The 15,858-nt window shown below is 68.9% G+C and carries 12 protein-coding genes; 3 read left to right on the top strand and 9 right to left on the bottom strand.

From position 1 onward, the window contains the following. Positions 1 to 642: 642 nt before the first annotated feature. Together ACWF0M_RS35200 and ACWF0M_RS35205 are read right to left on the bottom strand one after the other, a co-directional pair. Complete coding sequence (locus ACWF0M_RS35200) at positions 643 to 2,178, bottom strand: RNA polymerase sigma factor (protein ID WP_452240082.1); 1,536 nt, start codon at positions 2,176 to 2,178, stop codon at positions 643 to 645. A gap of 38 nt (positions 2,179 to 2,216) precedes the next feature. Further along, a complete protein-coding gene (locus ACWF0M_RS35205; RefSeq protein ID WP_134010936.1) occupies positions 2,217 to 2,588 on the bottom strand; it encodes a YciI family protein in 372 nt (123 codons plus the stop codon). A 101-nt stretch (positions 2,589 to 2,689) separates the two neighbouring features. On the opposite strand from ACWF0M_RS35205, the gene ACWF0M_RS35210 reads away from it, so the two are divergent. Continuing rightward, positions 2,690 to 4,123: a flavin-containing monooxygenase gene (locus ACWF0M_RS35210; protein WP_452240083.1), complete on the top strand. Its 1,434-nt coding sequence runs from the start codon at positions 2,690 to 2,692 to the stop codon at positions 4,121 to 4,123. A gap of 2 nt (positions 4,124 to 4,125) precedes the next feature. On the opposite strand, the gene ACWF0M_RS35215 is transcribed toward ACWF0M_RS35210, so the two are convergent. Then, the gene (locus tag ACWF0M_RS35215) at positions 4,126 to 5,268 is read right to left on the bottom strand and encodes a citrate/2-methylcitrate synthase (RefSeq protein WP_452240084.1); all 1,143 of its coding nucleotides are present in this window, start codon (positions 5,266 to 5,268) and stop codon (positions 4,126 to 4,128) included. 73 nt (positions 5,269 to 5,341) lie between these two features. Between ACWF0M_RS35215 and ACWF0M_RS35220 the strand changes: the two genes are divergently transcribed. Further along, positions 5,342 to 6,778, top strand: coding sequence for a citrate/2-methylcitrate synthase (locus ACWF0M_RS35220; protein ID WP_452240085.1), 1,437 nt, complete (start codon positions 5,342 to 5,344; stop codon positions 6,776 to 6,778). Between the two features lie 439 nt (positions 6,779 to 7,217). Here ACWF0M_RS35220 and ACWF0M_RS35225 read toward each other — a convergent pair whose 3' ends face one another. The 3 genes from ACWF0M_RS35225 to ACWF0M_RS35235 form a co-directional block, all read right to left on the bottom strand. Next, positions 7,218 to 8,693, bottom strand: a complete 1,476-nt coding sequence (locus ACWF0M_RS35225; protein ID WP_452240086.1) for a hypothetical protein — start codon at positions 8,691 to 8,693, stop codon at positions 7,218 to 7,220. Positions 8,694 to 8,736: 43 nt separating this feature from the next. Continuing rightward, entirely contained in the window at positions 8,737 to 9,624 is an 888-nt protein-coding gene (locus ACWF0M_RS35230; RefSeq protein WP_452240087.1) for a MurR/RpiR family transcriptional regulator, read from the bottom strand. Between the two features lie 143 nt (positions 9,625 to 9,767). After that, positions 9,768 to 10,658 carry a hypothetical protein gene (locus ACWF0M_RS35235; RefSeq protein WP_452240088.1) on the bottom strand — a complete coding sequence of 297 codons (891 nt, stop codon included), beginning with the start codon at positions 10,656 to 10,658 and terminating at the stop codon, positions 9,768 to 9,770. A 284-nt stretch (positions 10,659 to 10,942) separates the two neighbouring features. Between ACWF0M_RS35235 and ACWF0M_RS35240 the strand changes: the two genes are divergently transcribed. Then, a complete protein-coding gene (locus ACWF0M_RS35240) occupies positions 10,943 to 11,389 on the top strand; it encodes a MarR family winged helix-turn-helix transcriptional regulator (protein WP_452240089.1) in 447 nt (148 codons plus the stop codon). On the opposite strand, the gene ACWF0M_RS35245 is transcribed toward ACWF0M_RS35240, so the two are convergent. The 3 genes from ACWF0M_RS35245 to ACWF0M_RS35255 form a co-directional block, all read right to left on the bottom strand. Next, the gene (locus tag ACWF0M_RS35245) at positions 11,386 to 12,198 is read right to left on the bottom strand and encodes a tetratricopeptide repeat protein (RefSeq protein ID WP_452240090.1); all 813 of its coding nucleotides are present in this window, start codon (positions 12,196 to 12,198) and stop codon (positions 11,386 to 11,388) included. The genes ACWF0M_RS35240 and ACWF0M_RS35245 overlap by 4 nt on opposite strands. A gap of 175 nt (positions 12,199 to 12,373) precedes the next feature. Continuing rightward, positions 12,374 to 14,170 (bottom strand): NAD-binding protein, encoded by a 1,797-nt coding sequence (locus tag ACWF0M_RS35250; RefSeq protein WP_452240091.1) that lies wholly within the window; start codon positions 14,168 to 14,170, stop codon positions 12,374 to 12,376. Next, complete coding sequence (locus ACWF0M_RS35255; RefSeq protein WP_452240092.1) at positions 14,091 to 15,764, bottom strand: acyl-CoA mutase large subunit family protein; 1,674 nt, start codon at positions 15,762 to 15,764, stop codon at positions 14,091 to 14,093. The genes ACWF0M_RS35250 and ACWF0M_RS35255 overlap by 80 nt, the downstream gene beginning before the upstream one ends. Positions 15,765 to 15,858: the final 94 nt, after the last annotated feature.

The following is a 15,858-nucleotide window of genomic DNA, read 5'->3' on the forward strand; positions in this document are numbered from 1 at the left end:
CATGTGTGGGGTCATCGATTGGCCGTGCCGTCCTGCGGAGCGTGGCTCCCGGCGGTGTCTGAGCCGGTGCCGCCCCCGCCCCCTTCACCACCACGCCGGCAGGGCGGGTTACCGGGCGTGGCGTGGAGCGAGACTCGGGTGAGCGGGGAGGAATCCTGCCCGATCAGAACACAGCCCGATCAGGGCAGAAGATCCTCCCCAGTCCCCCAATCCCCCAGTCCCCCCAGTGCCCCGGCTCCCCGGTCCCCCAGTGCCCCGGCTCCCCGGCGCCCCGGCGCCCCGGACAACCCGGGTTCCCGGGTTCCCGGGTTGTCCGGAGCTCTCGGGAGTGTGAGGTGTCGTGGCGGGGAAAGAAATCGCCACAATACGCACATTTGTTTCCCCGCTCCCGGGCACCCCGGATCGAGCATCGATCCCCCGCACTCGGCTCCGCGCCGCGTGAGCGAACCGCCCGGCCGACAACTGTGCCGCGGCGACGGTCCGGAGACAGGAACCGGTAGCCACCGACACGAACTCACGGCTGGAGACACGCAGCAACCTGCTCAAGCCCCCCGCCAGCCCCGACCCCGCCCTCCGCGCACCAGTCACCGCCCACCCACCGAGCAGAAGACCCGAACATCCGCTCCAACCCCGGAGACGGTGCTAGCGGTTCAGGTTGGTGAGGCGGGTGGTGAGGAAGCGGCGTTCGGTTTCGTTGGCGGTCAGGCGGATCGCCTGTTCGTAGGCCTCGGCTGCTTCCTGCTGCCGATCGAGCCGGGCCAGGACGTCAGCCCGGGTCGCGGGCAGGTAGGCATACGTCCCGAGTGCCGGCTCCTTGCTCAAGGCATCCAGTTCGGCCAGGACCGCTTCGAGGTCGGCCCCAGGAACCAGGCTGCGCGCCGCCACCCGGTTGAGCGCGACGATCGGAGTAGGCCAGCTCACCATCATCGCGTCGTACATCCGGACCACCTGCCCCCAATCCGTCCTCTCCCACGACGGCGCGGTGACATGCAGCCCGGCAACAGCCGCCTGCAGCGCGAACCGCCCGTGCCCCCGCTGCAACGCCGCCGTCGCCCGCGACACACCCTCCGCCAACAGCTTCCCGTCCCACCGCGAGCGATCCTGATCGGCCAGCAGCACGAGTTCACCGTCCGCGCTGACCCGCGCATCACCGCGCGCCTCGGTCATCAACAGAAGTCCTAGCAGTGCTAGCGGTTCGGGCTCGTCCGGCATCAACCGCTCCAGCATCCGCGCCAGTTCGATCGCCCGCCCGGTCAGATCGCTCCGCGTCAGCTCCACCCCCGTGGCGACGTACCCGGCCGTATACACCAGGTGTACGACGGTCAGCACCACATCCATCCGCGCCGGCAACTCGTGATCCGCCGGAATGCGGTACGGAATCCCGGCCGCCGCGATCTTCTTCTTCGCCCGGGTGATCCGCGCCGCCGCGGTCGCCTCGCCGATCAGCAGGACCGCGGCGACCTCGCGCGTGGTCAACCCGCAGATCAGCCGCAACGTCAACGCCACTTGCGATTCCCGCGCCAACGCCGGGTGGCAGCACGTGAACACCAGCCGCAACGGATCCGTCGGCTGCTCGTCGTCAGGCTGCTCGGCGTCGTCAGGCTGCTCGACCAGAAGCGGCAGTTTCCGCCGCAGGTTCGTCTCCCGCCGCAGCCGGTCCAGCGCCAGCCGCCGGGCGACCGTCGTCAGCCAGCCGGCCGGATTGTCCGGAATCCCGTCCGGCCAGGTACGCAGCGCCTGGACGAACGCGTCCTGCGTGCAGTCCTCCGCGAGATCCAGGTCCCGAGTCAGCCGGACCACCGACGACAGCACGGTCGACCAACTCTCCCGGTGCACCCGGTCCACCACCCGAGCCACCTCGACCGCCTCGCTCACCATCTCCCCTGTCTCCCTGCCCGTGGGTACGCCGACGGGACCGAGCGTCGGCGTACCCCCAGTCTCCCCGCCCCTCGATACGCCGACGGAACCGTGTGTCGGCGTACCCAGGTCCTCCCCTGTCTCCCCGTCCGCCGGTACGCCGACCGAACCGAACGTCCGCGCACCCGGGCCCTCTCCCGTCCACCCGCCCGCCGGTACGCCGACCGAACCGAACGTCCGCGCACCCGGGCCCTCCCCTGTCTCCCCGCCCGTGGGTACGCCGACGGGACCGAGCGTCGGCGTACCCGGGTCGGACGGCATGATCAGGACGATCGTCCGTGCGGGATCGCGTTCACTGGTCAGGCCGGCGGCGCCGCGTCCTCGGACGTCGGCATCACGGGCCGGACCTCGATGTTGCCGGACGGGCAGAGCTTGGCCAGCTCCAGCGCCTGGTCGAGGTCCCGCGCCTCGATCACGTAGAACCCGCCGAGCGCTTCCCGCGTCTCGATGAACGGCCCGTCGGTGACCAGCGGCTCGGCACCCTCGCGGTTCTTGACCGTGCTCGCCGTACTGGACCGCTCGAGCGCCTCCCCGCCGAGGATCCGCGCGCCGGCCTTCTCCACCGCCGCCGCGAACTCCCCGTGCAGCTTCATCGCCTGCTGCCACTCGTCGCGCGTCAGGTTGTCGTACCACTCCTCGCTGTCGAACAGCAGGAACATGTACTGCGCCATCTCAGGCTCCCTCGTTAGGGCTTGTACTTGACATCTTGCTGACGATCATCGCGACACGGAATCGACAACACGCGGAAAGAATTTTTATTACCGTGGGGTACATGGAGCACCTCGACGTCCTGATCGTCGGCGCGGGCCTGTCCGGGATCGGTGCGGCGTACCGGATCCAGACCCGGTCCCCGGACCGAACGTACGCCGTACTGGAGGGCCGCGACGCGCTCGGCGGCACCTGGGACCTGTTCCGGTACCCGGGGGTGCGCTCGGACTCCGACATGTTCACGCTCGGGTTCCCGTTCCACCCGTGGAAGGCGGCGAAGGCGATCGCGGACGGGCCGTCGATCCTCGACTACCTGCACGAGACCGCGTCGACGTACGGGATCGACAAGCATATCCGCTTCGGTCAGCACGTCGTCCGCGCCTCGTGGTCGTCGGCGGACGCGCTGTGGACGGTGGAGACGACGGACACGTCGTACACCTGCTCGTTCCTCTACGTGTGCAGCGGGTACTACGACTACGACTCGGGGTACGTCGTCGACTTCGACGGAAAGAAGGATTTCCAGGGGCAGATCGTGCACCCGCAGCACTGGCCGGACCAGTTGGATTACACCGGTCAACGCGTCGTCGTGATCGGCAGCGGCGCGACCGCGGTGACTCTGGTGCCGGCGATGGCGGGTACGGCGGAACACGTGACGATGCTGCAGCGGTCGCCGAGCTATGTCGCCTCCCGCCCGGCCCACGACGCAATGTCCGACCGCATCCGCGCCGTACTGCCAGAGAAGCTCGCGCACCGGTTGATCCGCGGGAAGAACGTTGTCGCGAGCACCGCGGTCTACAGCGCGTTCCGGAGGTGGCCGGCGCATGCTGCCTGGCTGTTGAACAGCACGGTGGCGAAGCAGTTGCCGGAGTCGATACCGGTCGATCCGCACTTCACGCCGCGGTACAAGCCCTGGGACCAGCGGCTCTGCCTGGTCCCGGACGCGGACCTGTTCAAGGCCCTGCGCAACGGGTCGGCCTCGGTGGTGACCGACGAGATCGACCGGTTCACCCCGACCGGGCTGCGGCTGCGATCCGGGCGCGAACTGGAGGCCGATCTCGTGGTCACCGCGACCGGTCTCCGCATGGTTGCGCTCGGCAACATCCAGGTGACCGTCGACGGACGGTCCGTCGCGCCGCACGACACGTTCGTCTACAAGGGCATGATGCTGAGCGGCGTACCCAACCTCGCCTGGTGCATCGGGTATACCAACAACTCGTGGACGTTGCGCTCCGACCTCACCTCGCAGTACGTGTGCCGGCTGCTCAACCACCTCACCGCAACCGACACCCGCGTCTGCCTCCCCGAGGTCGACCCGTCCGAGTACGACGCCCCACCCCGCCCCGTTGTCGACCTGTCGTCCGGCTACATCCGCCGCGCCGCCCAGATCCTCCCCCGGCAAGGCACCCAGGGCCCCTGGCGCCTTCGCCAGAACTACCCCCGAGACCTCATCGCCCTCCGCTACAACTCAGTAGACGACGGCGTCATGCAGTTCACCTAGGGTCAGTTGGGCACGGGGGTCGGAGGTGGCGGGCCGACGTACGTCGCGGCCGGGCGGATGATCTTCGGATCGGTGGACTGTTCGAGGATGTTGGCGGACCAGCCGATGATGCGGCTGACCGCGAACGTCGGCGTGAACATGGCGCGCGGGATGCCGCACAGCTCCATCACGACCCCGGCGTAGAACTCGACGTTGGCGTACAGGTTGCGGCCCGGCTTCAGCTCGGCGAGGACGTCGACGATGCGCTGCTCGACGGTCGTCGCGAAGTCGACGAGCTCGCCGCCGATCCCGCGGGCGATGTCTCGCAGCATCAGCGACCGCGGGTCCTCGGTTCGGTATACCGCGTGCCCGAACCCCATGATCCGGTCGCCGGCGGACACCTTCGCGCGGACCCAGTCGTCGATGCGATCCGGCGTACCGATCTCGTCGAGGCTCGCGAGAGCGCGATCCGGCGCGCCACCGTGCAGCGGACCGGAGAACGCGCCGATCGCACCCGCGACGGCCGCAACCACGTCCGCGCCAGTGGACGCGATGACGCGAGCGGTGAAGGTGGACGCGTTGAAGCCGTGGTCGACGGTCGAGACCAGGTAGTGCTCGATCGCGGTCGCGTGGACGGCGGTGGGTTCGGTGCCGGTCACCAGGTAGAGCCAGTTCTCGGCCGCCGACAGGTCGGCGCGCGGCTCGAGCGGCTGCTGTCCTTCGCGGAGCCGGTACAGGGCGGCGAGGATCGTTGGCGTCACTGCGCACACCAGCATCGCGTCGGCCTTGCGGCGGGCCGGGTCGGCGTCCCAGAGCGGTGGGAGACCGCGGACAGCCGCCAGGAGCGACAGAGCGGTGCGGAGACCGGCGAGCGGGTTGAACGTCGTACCGGCGGTCGCGATCGCCGGGAGGACCGCGCCGACTTCGTCGGGGAGGACGCGGAGCGGGGCAATCTCGGCGATGAACCGGTCGCGCTCGGCGGCGGTCGGGAGGTGGCCCTCGAACATCAAGTACCAGACGTCTTCGAGCGTCTTGGACTTGGCGAGATCGATCGCCGAGTACTCGCGGTAGTGGTAGAAACCCTCGTCACCACGGACGTCGCCGAGGGTCGTCTCGGTGACGACGACGTTGCGCAAGCCGGGCGGAACATTGATCGTTGTTGACATATCTTCAGAGTTGACAGGCGATCAATGATTGTCAATATTGATCCAGTCAACATGAGTGATCCGAGGAGCGGGAATGCCGTCCGAAGGTGACGAGAATTACCTGACCACCGCCGAGGTGGCGCGCCGTCTGCAGGTCAAGCCGGCGACGGTCTACGCCTACGTCAGCCGAGGCCTCCTCACCAGCGTCCGAGCCCGCGGCCGCCGCGGCAGCCTGTTCCCCACCGCCGACGTAGAACGCCTCGCCGCCCGCTCAGTAGAACACTCCGGCGTAATAGAACGCATCGAGTCCGAACTCACCCTCCTCCAAGACGACAACCTCTACTACCGAGGCCACTCAGCCCAATCCCTGGCCACCACCGCCACCCTCCCCCAAGTAGCCGCCCTCCTCTGGACAGGCCAACCTCCAACAGATCCCCCAACCCACCCACCAGCCACAGGCGCCCCGAACACGGCAACTGCCCGCGCGGCCACGGGGGGCGCGGGCGCTGGGGGCGTCGGCGCTGGGGGCGCGGGAGCTGGCGGCGTCGGTGCCGGCGGCGCGCGAGCTGGGGGCGTCGGTGCTGGCGGCGCGGGAGCTGGCGGCGTCGGTGCCGGCGGCGCGGGAGCTGGCGGCGCGGGTGCCGCCGGAGCGGGTGCTGGAGGCGTGGGTGCTGGGGCGGGTGGGGAGATATTGGCGGGTGGGGTGGAGGCAGGGTTATTTGGGGTTGAGCGGGAGGGGGTGCAGCTGGCTCGGGCTGCTATGGAGGTGGTGCCGGCGGGGGCTCGGTTGACGGATCGGTTGCGGGTGGCGGTGGCGGTGTTGGGTGCCGCGGATCCGTTGCGGTTCGATCTGTCCCCGGCGTCGGTGACTGCCGCGGCTGGGCGGTTGATCGGGACGTTGGTCGCAGCACTCCCGGGACGGATCGTGACGCGTACGACGCTGGGCGGGAAACTCTGGCCGAAACTCTCCGACGAAGAGCCCCGACCGGAGGTACTCGACGCCGCGCTCATCCTCCTGGCCGACCACGGCCTCGCAGTCTCCACCGTCGCGGCCAGAGTCGCAGCCAGCGCACGCGCGAACCTGTACGCCGTCATCTCGGCAGGACTCGGCGCACTCGACGGCCAGTACCACGGCGCCGCGCCGACCCTCGCCTACGAGTTCCTGGACCGAGCGAAACGCGACCCGTTGAAGGCGTTGTCGGACCAGTTGCGTTCCGGCGAACCGATCCCCGGCTTCGGCCACCGCATCTACCAGCACCGCGACCCGCGCGCCGACGTACTGCTCGAACTCCTGGGCGATCACCCGATCGTCGGCACGGTCCACGCGATCGCCGAGCGTACGCCGACATTCCCCAACAGCGACCTCGCGCTCGCCGCCGTCATGCACGCCTACAACTTCCGCCCCGACGCCGGCGACGCCGTCTTCGCCCTCGCCCGCATGATCGGCTGGACCGCCCACGCCCTGGAGGAATACGCAGCCCCACCCCTCCGCTTCCGAACCCTAGGCATCTACACCGGCCAACCCACCTAACCCCCACCACCCACCCCGGAAGCACCTCCCCAGGGCCCCACCAATCCGCTGCCGGGGCAGGTTGTTTGCGCTGCCGGCTGGCTGCGGTGCCGTTGACAGCTGTGGGGCCGCTGACGGTTGTTGGGCTGCTGGCGGGGTTGTTGGGCCGCGGCCGGGGCGGGCTGCTTGCGCTGCCGGCGGGCTGCTGCGCCGCTGACGGGCTGTTGGATCGTCGGCGGGTTGTTGGGCCGGCGGTCTCGCACGGGCGCGTCGACCCCACGCGAGCCACCGCTCGTCCGGTCTCACGCCGAGTCGTGGCGTTTGGTTGGTCCCAGAATCCGCGAGTCGTGGATCGAGGCGGTGTTCGGCGACCGATATCCACGACTCGACGGACGCGGCACCGGTCGTACGTCGGTCGCCGGACCGGCGACGCTCCAGGGCAGGGCAGCCCTAGCGCGGGCTACTTGGTGGTTAGTTTGAGGAGGGTTGCGGCGCCGGGGTTCAGTGAGATCGGGACCGGGCCAACGCGTTGTGAGGTGTACTTCTGGCGTGCCGGCTGAAAGATCCCGATCGACCCGACTGTCTGCTCGTTGACCGACACGACCGCTCGGGCCCGCGCGCTGTGCGAACGGTTGGCAACGAGCAACCACCGGTCGCCCGACGCCGCGCGGGAGCGGAACGTTCCGACCACGACCGAGTCGCCGGTGATCCCCGACACCAGGTTCGTCGGTGTGAAGCCGACAGCGCTGTTCGGCAGTGGCGTTTCGTTGGCGTGCTCAACGGTCTCGGAGACGAGCGGTTTGAGTTCGCGGCCGACCTGATGCAGCCAGGTTGTGTTGATCTGTTTCGCAGCGTAGTACCGCGATGTCCGTTGCCCGTCGACAGTGATCAGCGCCGGCCCGAACCCTTCGCCGCGGGCGGCTTCCGGCGTCCAGTAGGTGAAGTACTGGATGCCTTTCGCGCCGTACGCGAGGCTGAGGTTCACCTGCCAGAGCAGCTCGGCCGCGGTCGGTTCGCGATGGTTGTTGTAGGCAAGTGTCTGGATGAACACCCACGATGGGATGTCGCCGTGCAGCGCGGCGTCCCGGACGATCGCCCAGTTGTGGAAGTAGTTCGCGTCCTCGCGACCCTCGGAGAGCAGCGGGTACCGGTCGAACGAGATCAGCGACGGCTTCACCACGTCGACGAAGTTGCGGTAGTACGACGCGTCGTCGGACGGGAACAGGTTGATGTACGGCAGCAGCTGCGGCGCCAGCTCACGGGAGATCGACAGCGCCTTCGCCAGCGTCGCGAACCAGCCCGGGCCGGGTTCGTCGTAGAAGTTGAAGCCGGCCAGCGAGGAGTACGGTCCGTACGCGTCGCGGGCCCGGATGTACAGCGCAGCCGCCTCGGCCGGGGTGACGCTGAGGAAATCTGACGTGGTGTCAGAGATCGAGAACCAGCGGGACATGTTGCGGATCTGGATGTCGTCGGAGATCAGCATCTTCAGGCCCGCGTCGCGGGCGAGGCCGAGCTGGTACTGGAAGATGTTGCCGTCGCCGGCGTAGTTGCCGGAGATGACGAAGTCGAACCCGGCGTTCTTGATCTCGGCGAACCGTTCCGCCGTACTCGCGAACGGGTGCGGCGGCCAGAACAACCCGATCGGGAAGTCGGCCCCGCCCGTCAACGGCAACGTGTCAGGTGACGGTACGGCGACCGCGGCCGAGCCGACCGCACCGGACGCGGCACTTGATGTCCCTATACCGGACGCGGCACCTACAGAGGCGGATCCAGCAGACGCAGATCCTGCAGACGCGGAGGCCGAGGCGGATGCGGTCGAGGCGGATGCTGTTGTGGCGGATGCCGTGGCTGCGGATCCTGCGGCGAGGGCGGTGGCGCCGGCGCCTAGCAGCAGGCTGCGGCGGCTGGGGCCGAAGGTCTGGTGCGGACTCTGCATGTCTCTCCTTCGAAAGGCGGGTCGAACGGAGTGGCGAGTGTTGTCAGGGGCGTTGCCGATGCGTGGACACTGCGTCGGCAGTCGCGTCGAAAGCCTGTTCTGCCAGGGGATAGTCGCGTTGGGCGACGCCGAGATAGATGGCGTCCATGACGATCATCTGAGCGTGCCGGCCGGCCAGTCCTCCGGTGCGGAACGTGACGTCGCGGGCCGCGGTGACCAGGACGATGTCCGCCAGCCGGGCCAGCGGCGACCGGGGATAGTTGGTGATGGCAACAGTCGTCGCGCCCTGCCGGCCGGACCGGGTCATCGGCTCCAGCACCTCGATCGTCTCGCCGCTGTGCGAGATCCCGATCGCGACGTCCCCGTTGCCGAGCAGGGCGGAACTGGCCAGCGCGGTGTGTACGTCGCTCCAGGTGCTCGCGCCACGCCCGATCCGGTGCAGCCGCAACCGCAGGTCCTCGGCGACGGACGCCGACCCCGCCACGGCGTACAGATCGATCCGCCGCGCATCCGAGATCGCCTGTACAGCCCGCCCGAGCGCGTCGACGTCGAGTGCCGCGACAGTGTCCTCGAGCGCGCGCATGTCGGCGCGCAGCAGAGTCCGGAGTACGTCGTCCAGCGAGTCGTCCGGACCCACCTCGGAGCCGGTCCCCCGCTCCCAGCTCGGACTGGTCCGACCACTCTCGGCCGCCAGCGTCAGGCGCAACTCGGCGTACCCGGACAAGCCGAGCGCGAGGCAGAACCGGGTGACGCTCGGCAGCGACGTACCGCAGCGGGCCGCCAACTGGCCGATCGTCGAGGATGCGACCGCCGCCGGGTCCCGGAGTACCTCCGCGGCGATCCGCGCCTGCGCCGGACTGAGCGCCGGCAGCAGGCCGTGGATCCGCGCCTCAAGCCTCGGCGTCGGCGGCGGTGACGCGACAGCGCTCATGTAAACAATTCTCAGAGCACCTCAACCACAATTACAAGAATTCACACTGTCCACTTCCGGCCAGTCACCGACTCATCCCGTCGCAGGTGAACTGGTCGGACCAGTCAGCGGCTCGTTCGCCGGATGGTGACTGGTCGGACCAGTCAGCGGGTCGTTCGTCGGATGGTGAACTGGTCTGACGAGCCGCCGGCGATCAGTACCTCGATCCGGCCGCTCAGGACGTAGGTGCCGTACGGCGTGACCGCGGCTGTCGTCGGACCGGCGATCGGCCACGGCTCGACCGATCGGACCTGTGCGGTGCGGTAGTTGTCGCGACTGCTCAGCACGGTCGCCTGCTCGACGCCTGGTGCACCGAGCTTGTTGGTGATCGCGATCAGGCGACCGTCGGGCGTGAGTGCCAGGCCATCTCCGCCGACCAGTGCACTGGTCAGACCAGTCGTACTGAGTTCACCGCGCGGTGAGATGCGGAACAAGGTGCCGGTGTCGTAGCGGACCGTCAGGAGGTAGCCGGCCGGGTGCCAGACAATGCCGTTGGCGCCGATCGTGTCGCTGCGGAGGCGCTCGTCGCGGATCAGGACGGTTGCGGTGCCCGTCGGGGTGACTTTGTAGATCGCGTCGGATGCCGGGTCGGTGACGTAAGCGTTGCCTGCGGCATCGATCGCCAGGTCGTTGACGGCGTGGTGGCCGCCGGCTGGGTTCAGGCGTGGTGTGTTCAGGTCGACGCGTTGCTCGAGTTGGCCGGTACGCAGGTTGTAGACGGCGATGCCGGACTGCTTGTAGGTGGTGGCTTCCGATGAGCGTTCGCCGTTGCCGATGTCGGCGTACGTGACGAGTACTCGGTTGCGCACGGCATCGACGTGGAGGCCGAAGGTGGAGACGCCGGGTGCGACGCCGAACGGATGCGGTACGCCGTCGCGGCCGACGACGGAGATCCGGCCGGTCGCCAGCGACCCGACCAGGAACGCCCGCCGGGTCGGATCCCAGGCGATCCCCTCCGGATATCGATCCCCCGTCCGCCCGTCAATCTGCACCACCCGACGCAAACCTGCGGGAACCGACGCGGCTGAAGCGCTGGCGGACGTGGCCGCGGTGCCGGAGGCCGCGGTGGCCGCGGCGGCGGCCGGGCTGGTAGTGGCGGCTGGTGGGACGGTGCTGGCGGTCGTGGCGGGTAGGGCGGTGGTTACGGGTAGTAGGGCTGTTGCCAGGGCGCGGGCGATCATGGGGAACCCTTTCTCGGTGGATACGAACACAGAGACTAATCAGAGGTCTGATGATCGTCAATGCATATATCACCAACGCAGTTCGTACGATGGTCTCCATGCGGATGTCCTTCGACGAACGGCTCGGTAGTCACCTCAAGCGGGTTGAGCAGGAGCTGCAGGCGGCGAAGGCGGCCGCGGTGAAGCCGGCTGGGCTCACCGTGCCGCAGTACGCGGCCCTGTTCGTCCTGGACGAGCAGCCGGGGATCTCGGCGGCCGAGCTCGCTCGCCGGTGCCTGGTCACGCCACAGACGATGACGACGATCCTGCGCAACCTTGAGTCAGCAGGCCTGATCGAGCGCACACCCCATCCGCTGCACAGACACGTCATCGAGACGCGCCCGACCGCCGCGGGCCGGAAGGCTCTCGAGCAGGCGGACAAGCGCGCCACCGGCGTCGAGCGCAGATTGGCCGACGCCTTCAGCGAGGAGGAGGCGGAGACTCTCCGCACCCTCCTCGCCCGAGTCTCACAGGCCCTGACAACAGACCCGATCCTGAAGAGTTAGAACAGCGCGGCCATCAATCGGCGGCGGGCCTTGACGACGCGCTCGTCGTCGGCGCCGACGACCTCGAAGAGTTCGAGCAGGTGCAGGCGTACGGCGTTCCGCTCGTCGCCCGCCGTGGCCTGGACCGTGGAGATCAGCCGCGCGAACGCGTCGTCCACGTGCCCGCCCATCAGGTCGACGTCGGCCACCAGCAGCTGCGCCTCGACATCCGTCGGGTTGTCGGCGGCCCGCGTGCGGACGTCGGCCGGCACGTCCTGCGTACGCTTCACCAGCTGTACCCGGGCCAGCCCCGACTTCGCCTCGGCGTCGCTCGGCGTCTCCTTCAGCAGTTCCTCGTACGCCGCGATCGCGCCATCCAGATCGCCCGCGCCGACAGCGTTCTCCGCCTTCTCGTACCGCGGGTTCGGCGCGTCCTCCTCCGGAGCAGCCGAGGAAGCCACCGAACCGACCGGCTCGGCGCGCCCGGTGATCCCGTTCGCGACCGCGACCGTCAGCAGCTGGTCGAGGTACTGCCGGACCTCCGGCTCGCCGAGGACGCCCTGGAACAGCGGCACCGGCTGACCCCGCAGGATGGCGATCACGACCGGCACTGCCTGTACGCCGAACGCCTGGGCGACCTGTGGGTTCGCGTCGACGTCGATCCGGGCGAGCAGGAACTTCCCGGCGTACTCGGTCGACAGCTGGACCAGCACCGCACCGAGGGCATTCGAGCCCTGCGAGCGCGGCGAGTACAGCTCGACCACGACCGGGGCCTGGACCGAGCGCTCGATCACGTCGGCCTGGAAGTTGGCCTCGCCGACCTCCAGCACATAGGCACCCGCAGCGCCACCCCCAGCAGCGCCACCCCCGGCACCACCCGCTGGAGCACCGGCCGGCTTACGAAGGGACGACAGATCGACCGCCCCGGGACGGGAGAAGTTGGACTGGCTCACCACTGTCCTCGCATTCCGTGCACACTCCGTACGACGTTCACAGGTCTATCCTCTACGACGCGGCCGACTTGCGCTGCGCCCGGGTCACCATCAGCAGCCGCGCGAGGCCTGCTCGGGTCCCCGCGACAGCCAAGCGGGTCCCCACCTTGACCGGCCGCTCGGACGCCGGACTCCACTCCCAGGGTCCCTGCCGATCCTGCCGTGCGAGCACCCGCAGCCCCTCGGCCTCGTTCAGCTCTCCGAGCCGCCGGCCATCGGCAACCGACCCGGGCTCGACCATCACCTCGGTCAGCAGCAGCACGCGGCGACCGGCCGGGATCGTCACCTGCTTGCGCCGGTTCGCAACCGCGGCCGCGACCGCCGGCGCCACCAGCATCGACACCGACTTGCTGTGGCCGAGGCCCAGCCGACGCTCGACGCGCTGCGCGAGGTCGTGGTCGAACATCCGCATCGTGATCCGGGCGTCCGGGTTCAGGTCGCGGGCCACCATCGCGGATTCCAGGTTGGTGATGTCGCCGTCGGTGATCGCGAGCACCGACTGACACCGCTGGACGCCGGCCGACCGCAATGTCTCCTCGTTGCTGCTGTCCCCGATCACCACCGGAATCTTCAGCCGGTGCGCGACCTGGATGCCGGGCGCGTCCTCGTCCTGATCGACGCCGACGACCGCGACGCCCCGCTCGGTGAGGATCTCGAGTACCCGCGCGCCAACCGTACCGAGGCCGCACACCACCACATGGTTCCGCGGCCGCCCCCGGACGCCGCCGATGATCCGCGACAGCCGCGCACCGATCAGCGAGTCGACCACGACCGCGGTCAGCAAGGCCATCAACACGATGCCGGTCAGCTGGACCAATACGGCGCTCACCTTCACCCACGGCTGCGCGTCGTTGAACTTGTCGTCGTCGATCCCCGCCGATGTCACCACCCCGGCCGCGAGATACAGCGCGCGCCACCACTCGATCCCGCCGAAGAAGTGAATGACGGCGGTCCCGGCAGCGATCAGAAACGCCATCACCGCGGCGATCTTCCGGACCCGGCTGTCGAGGATGTCGCGGAGCGCCATGAACCAGCCGGCCGGCCGTACGTCGCGACTCGGCCAGATCGTCTGTACGCCGGTGCCGAGCACGATGTCGCCGTCCGGGTCGGCGCTGGTCATCGGCAACAGTTGCGGCGTCGCGGACGAGGTCGTGTCCGCGAGCACCGTCAGATGCGGTTCGCGGATCAGATCAGCCTGTCCGACGACGACCCGCCGACCGCCGAGATCCATCCAGGTCAGCTCGTCGTCCTCCAGCGTGTCCGAGACGAACGCGGGCGCGGCGAGCGACGGCCCGTTGATCACCACGCAGTCGCCGAGCAGGCTGTTCAGCTGCTTGCTCAGCCGCGGATTCACCATCTGTACGACGATCCGCAGCTCCGGATCCATGTCCCGCGCAGTCAGCGCGGTGTGGACGTTGTGTACGTCGTCGGTGTCCAGCAGGACCAGTGCGCGCGCGGTCGACGGCGTACCGTCGTCGGAGGCGTCGACCCCGGCCCGCCGCAGCAACGACTCGCTGATCACCCGGGCACCCATCACAGTCGCGCCCAGCTCACCGATCCGGTCGTAGTGCCGGGAGGCGGGGTTGACGATCGCGGTCACCCGTTCGCCCGAACTCACCAGCTCGGTGACGACCCGCAGCATCGTGCGGTCCGAACCGCAGACCACCACTCGCCGTCCGTCCGAGGAAGCAGCCGTGCCGGGGGTCTCCCGCCCGGACGGTGGCGGCTCCTCAGAATCGGGCGGGCTCTCGGTACTCTCCCCACTGTTCCCGAAGAACGTGACAGATTTCCCCCATCGTGGCCTCCGCACGCACTGCCTCCAGCATGGGCTCGATCAGGTTGCCAGTGCCCCTGGCCGCCTCCACCAGAGCCGACAGCGTACGCCGTACCCGGTCCTCGTCGCGGTGCGCCTTGCGTTCCGCGAGAACCCGGCACTGCTCGACCTCGACCTCGTGCGAGACCCGGAGGATCTCGAGCTCGCCGGACACGGTGTCGGTGAGCGTGTTGACGCCGACGATCTTCTTCTCGCTCTTCTCGAGTTTCTGCTGGTACTCGAACGCGGCGTCGGCGATCTCGGCCATGAACCAGCCGTCCTCGATCCCGCGCAGGATGCCGCCGGTCATCGTCTCGTCCGGGCTCATCTCCTTGATCCGCGCGAAGATCGCCTCGGCCTCGGCCTCGATCGCGTCGGTCAGCGCCTCGACGTACCAGGAACCGCCGAGCGGGTCGGCGACGTTGGTGACGCCGATCTCCTCCATCAGCACCGACTGGGTGCGCAGCGCGATCTCGGCCGACTCCTCACTCGGCAACGCCAGCGTCTCGTCGAGCGCGTTGGTGTGCAGCGAGTTCGTCCCGCCGAGTACGGCGGCCAGCGCCTCGACAGCTGTCCGTACGACGTTGTTGTACGGCTGCTGCGCCGTCAACGAGACCCCGGCCGTCTGCGTGTGGAAGCGGAGCCACTGCGCCTTGTCGGTCTTGGCGCCGTACACGTCCCGCAGCCAGCGCGCCCAGATCCGGCGGGCGGCCCGGAACTTCGCGATCTCCTCGAAGAAGTCCAGGTGGCTGTCGAAGAAGAACGACAGGCCGGGCGCGAACACGTCGACGTCGAGCCCGCGGGACAGGCCGAGCTCGACGTACCCGAAGCCGTCGGCGAGCGTGTAGGCGAGCTCCTGCGCGGCGGTCGAGCCGGCCTCGCGGATGTGGTACCCGGAGACGCTGAGCGGCTTGTAGTCCGGGATCGTGGTGGCGCAGTACTCCATCAGGTCGCCGATCAGGCGTAGGTGCGGCTCCGGCGGGAACAGCCACTCCTTCTGCGCGATGTACTCCTTGAAGATGTCGGTCTGCAGCGTCCCGTTCAGCTTGGAGATGTCCGCGCCCTGGCGCTCGGCGGCGACCAGGTACATACAGAACGCCGGCACGGCGGGACCGGAGATCGTCATCGAGGTCGTGACGTCCTGGAGCGGGATGTCCTTGAACAGCCGGTCCATGTCGACGGCCGAGTCGATCGCGACGCCGCAATGGCCGACCTCGCCGAGCGACTTCGGCTCATCGGAGTCGCGCCCCATCAGCGTCGGCATGTCGAACGCGACCGACAGGCCGCCGCCACCGCCGTTGAGGATCATCCGGTAGCGCTCGTTGGTCTGCTCCGCGTTCCCGAAGCCGGCGAACTGGCGGATCGTCCAGGTGCGGCCGCGGTACCCGGTCGGGTACAGACCGCGGGTGAACGGGAACTCGCCCGGCCAGCCGATCCGCTCCATCCGCGGGTCGGCGACGCCCTCGGGGGGCCCGTACACCGGCTCGACCTCGGTGCCGGACAGCGTGGTGAAATCCGCCTCCCGCTTGCGCGCGGCGTCGTACCGCTGCTGCCACCGGCTCCGGCCGGCCGCGATCTGCTCGGCATCCATCAGTCAGACCTCCTCGGGAACTGGTCCCAAAATACTAGGACGTCCAACTATTTCCAACCGCGGACCTCCAACACTCATCAACCAGCTCCGCGCG

This window comes from Kribbella sp. NPDC055110, from assembly GCF_053607525.1.

Bases quoted from the DNA above. Each gene is read 5' to 3' on its own strand.
- ACWF0M_RS35200 (WP_452240082.1), bottom strand. From the start codon at position 2,178: ATGCCGTCCGACCCGGGTACGCCGACGCTCGGTCCCGTCGGCGTACCC.
- ACWF0M_RS35205 (WP_134010936.1), bottom strand. From the start codon at position 2,588: ATGGCGCAGTACATGTTCCTGCTGTTCGACAGCGAGGAGTGGTACGAC.
- ACWF0M_RS35210 (WP_452240083.1), top strand. From the start codon at position 2,690: ATGGAGCACCTCGACGTCCTGATCGTCGGCGCGGGCCTGTCCGGGATC.
- ACWF0M_RS35215 (WP_452240084.1), bottom strand. From the start codon at position 5,268: ATGTCAACAACGATCAATGTTCCGCCCGGCTTGCGCAACGTCGTCGTC.
- ACWF0M_RS35220 (WP_452240085.1), top strand. From the start codon at position 5,342: ATGCCGTCCGAAGGTGACGAGAATTACCTGACCACCGCCGAGGTGGCG.
- ACWF0M_RS35225 (WP_452240086.1), bottom strand. From the start codon at position 8,693: ATGCAGAGTCCGCACCAGACCTTCGGCCCCAGCCGCCGCAGCCTGCTG.
- ACWF0M_RS35230 (WP_452240087.1), bottom strand. From the start codon at position 9,624: ATGAGCGCTGTCGCGTCACCGCCGCCGACGCCGAGGCTTGAGGCGCGG.
- ACWF0M_RS35240 (WP_452240089.1), top strand. From the start codon at position 10,943: ATGCGGATGTCCTTCGACGAACGGCTCGGTAGTCACCTCAAGCGGGTT.
- ACWF0M_RS35255 (WP_452240092.1), bottom strand. From the start codon at position 15,764: ATGGATGCCGAGCAGATCGCGGCCGGCCGGAGCCGGTGGCAGCAGCGG.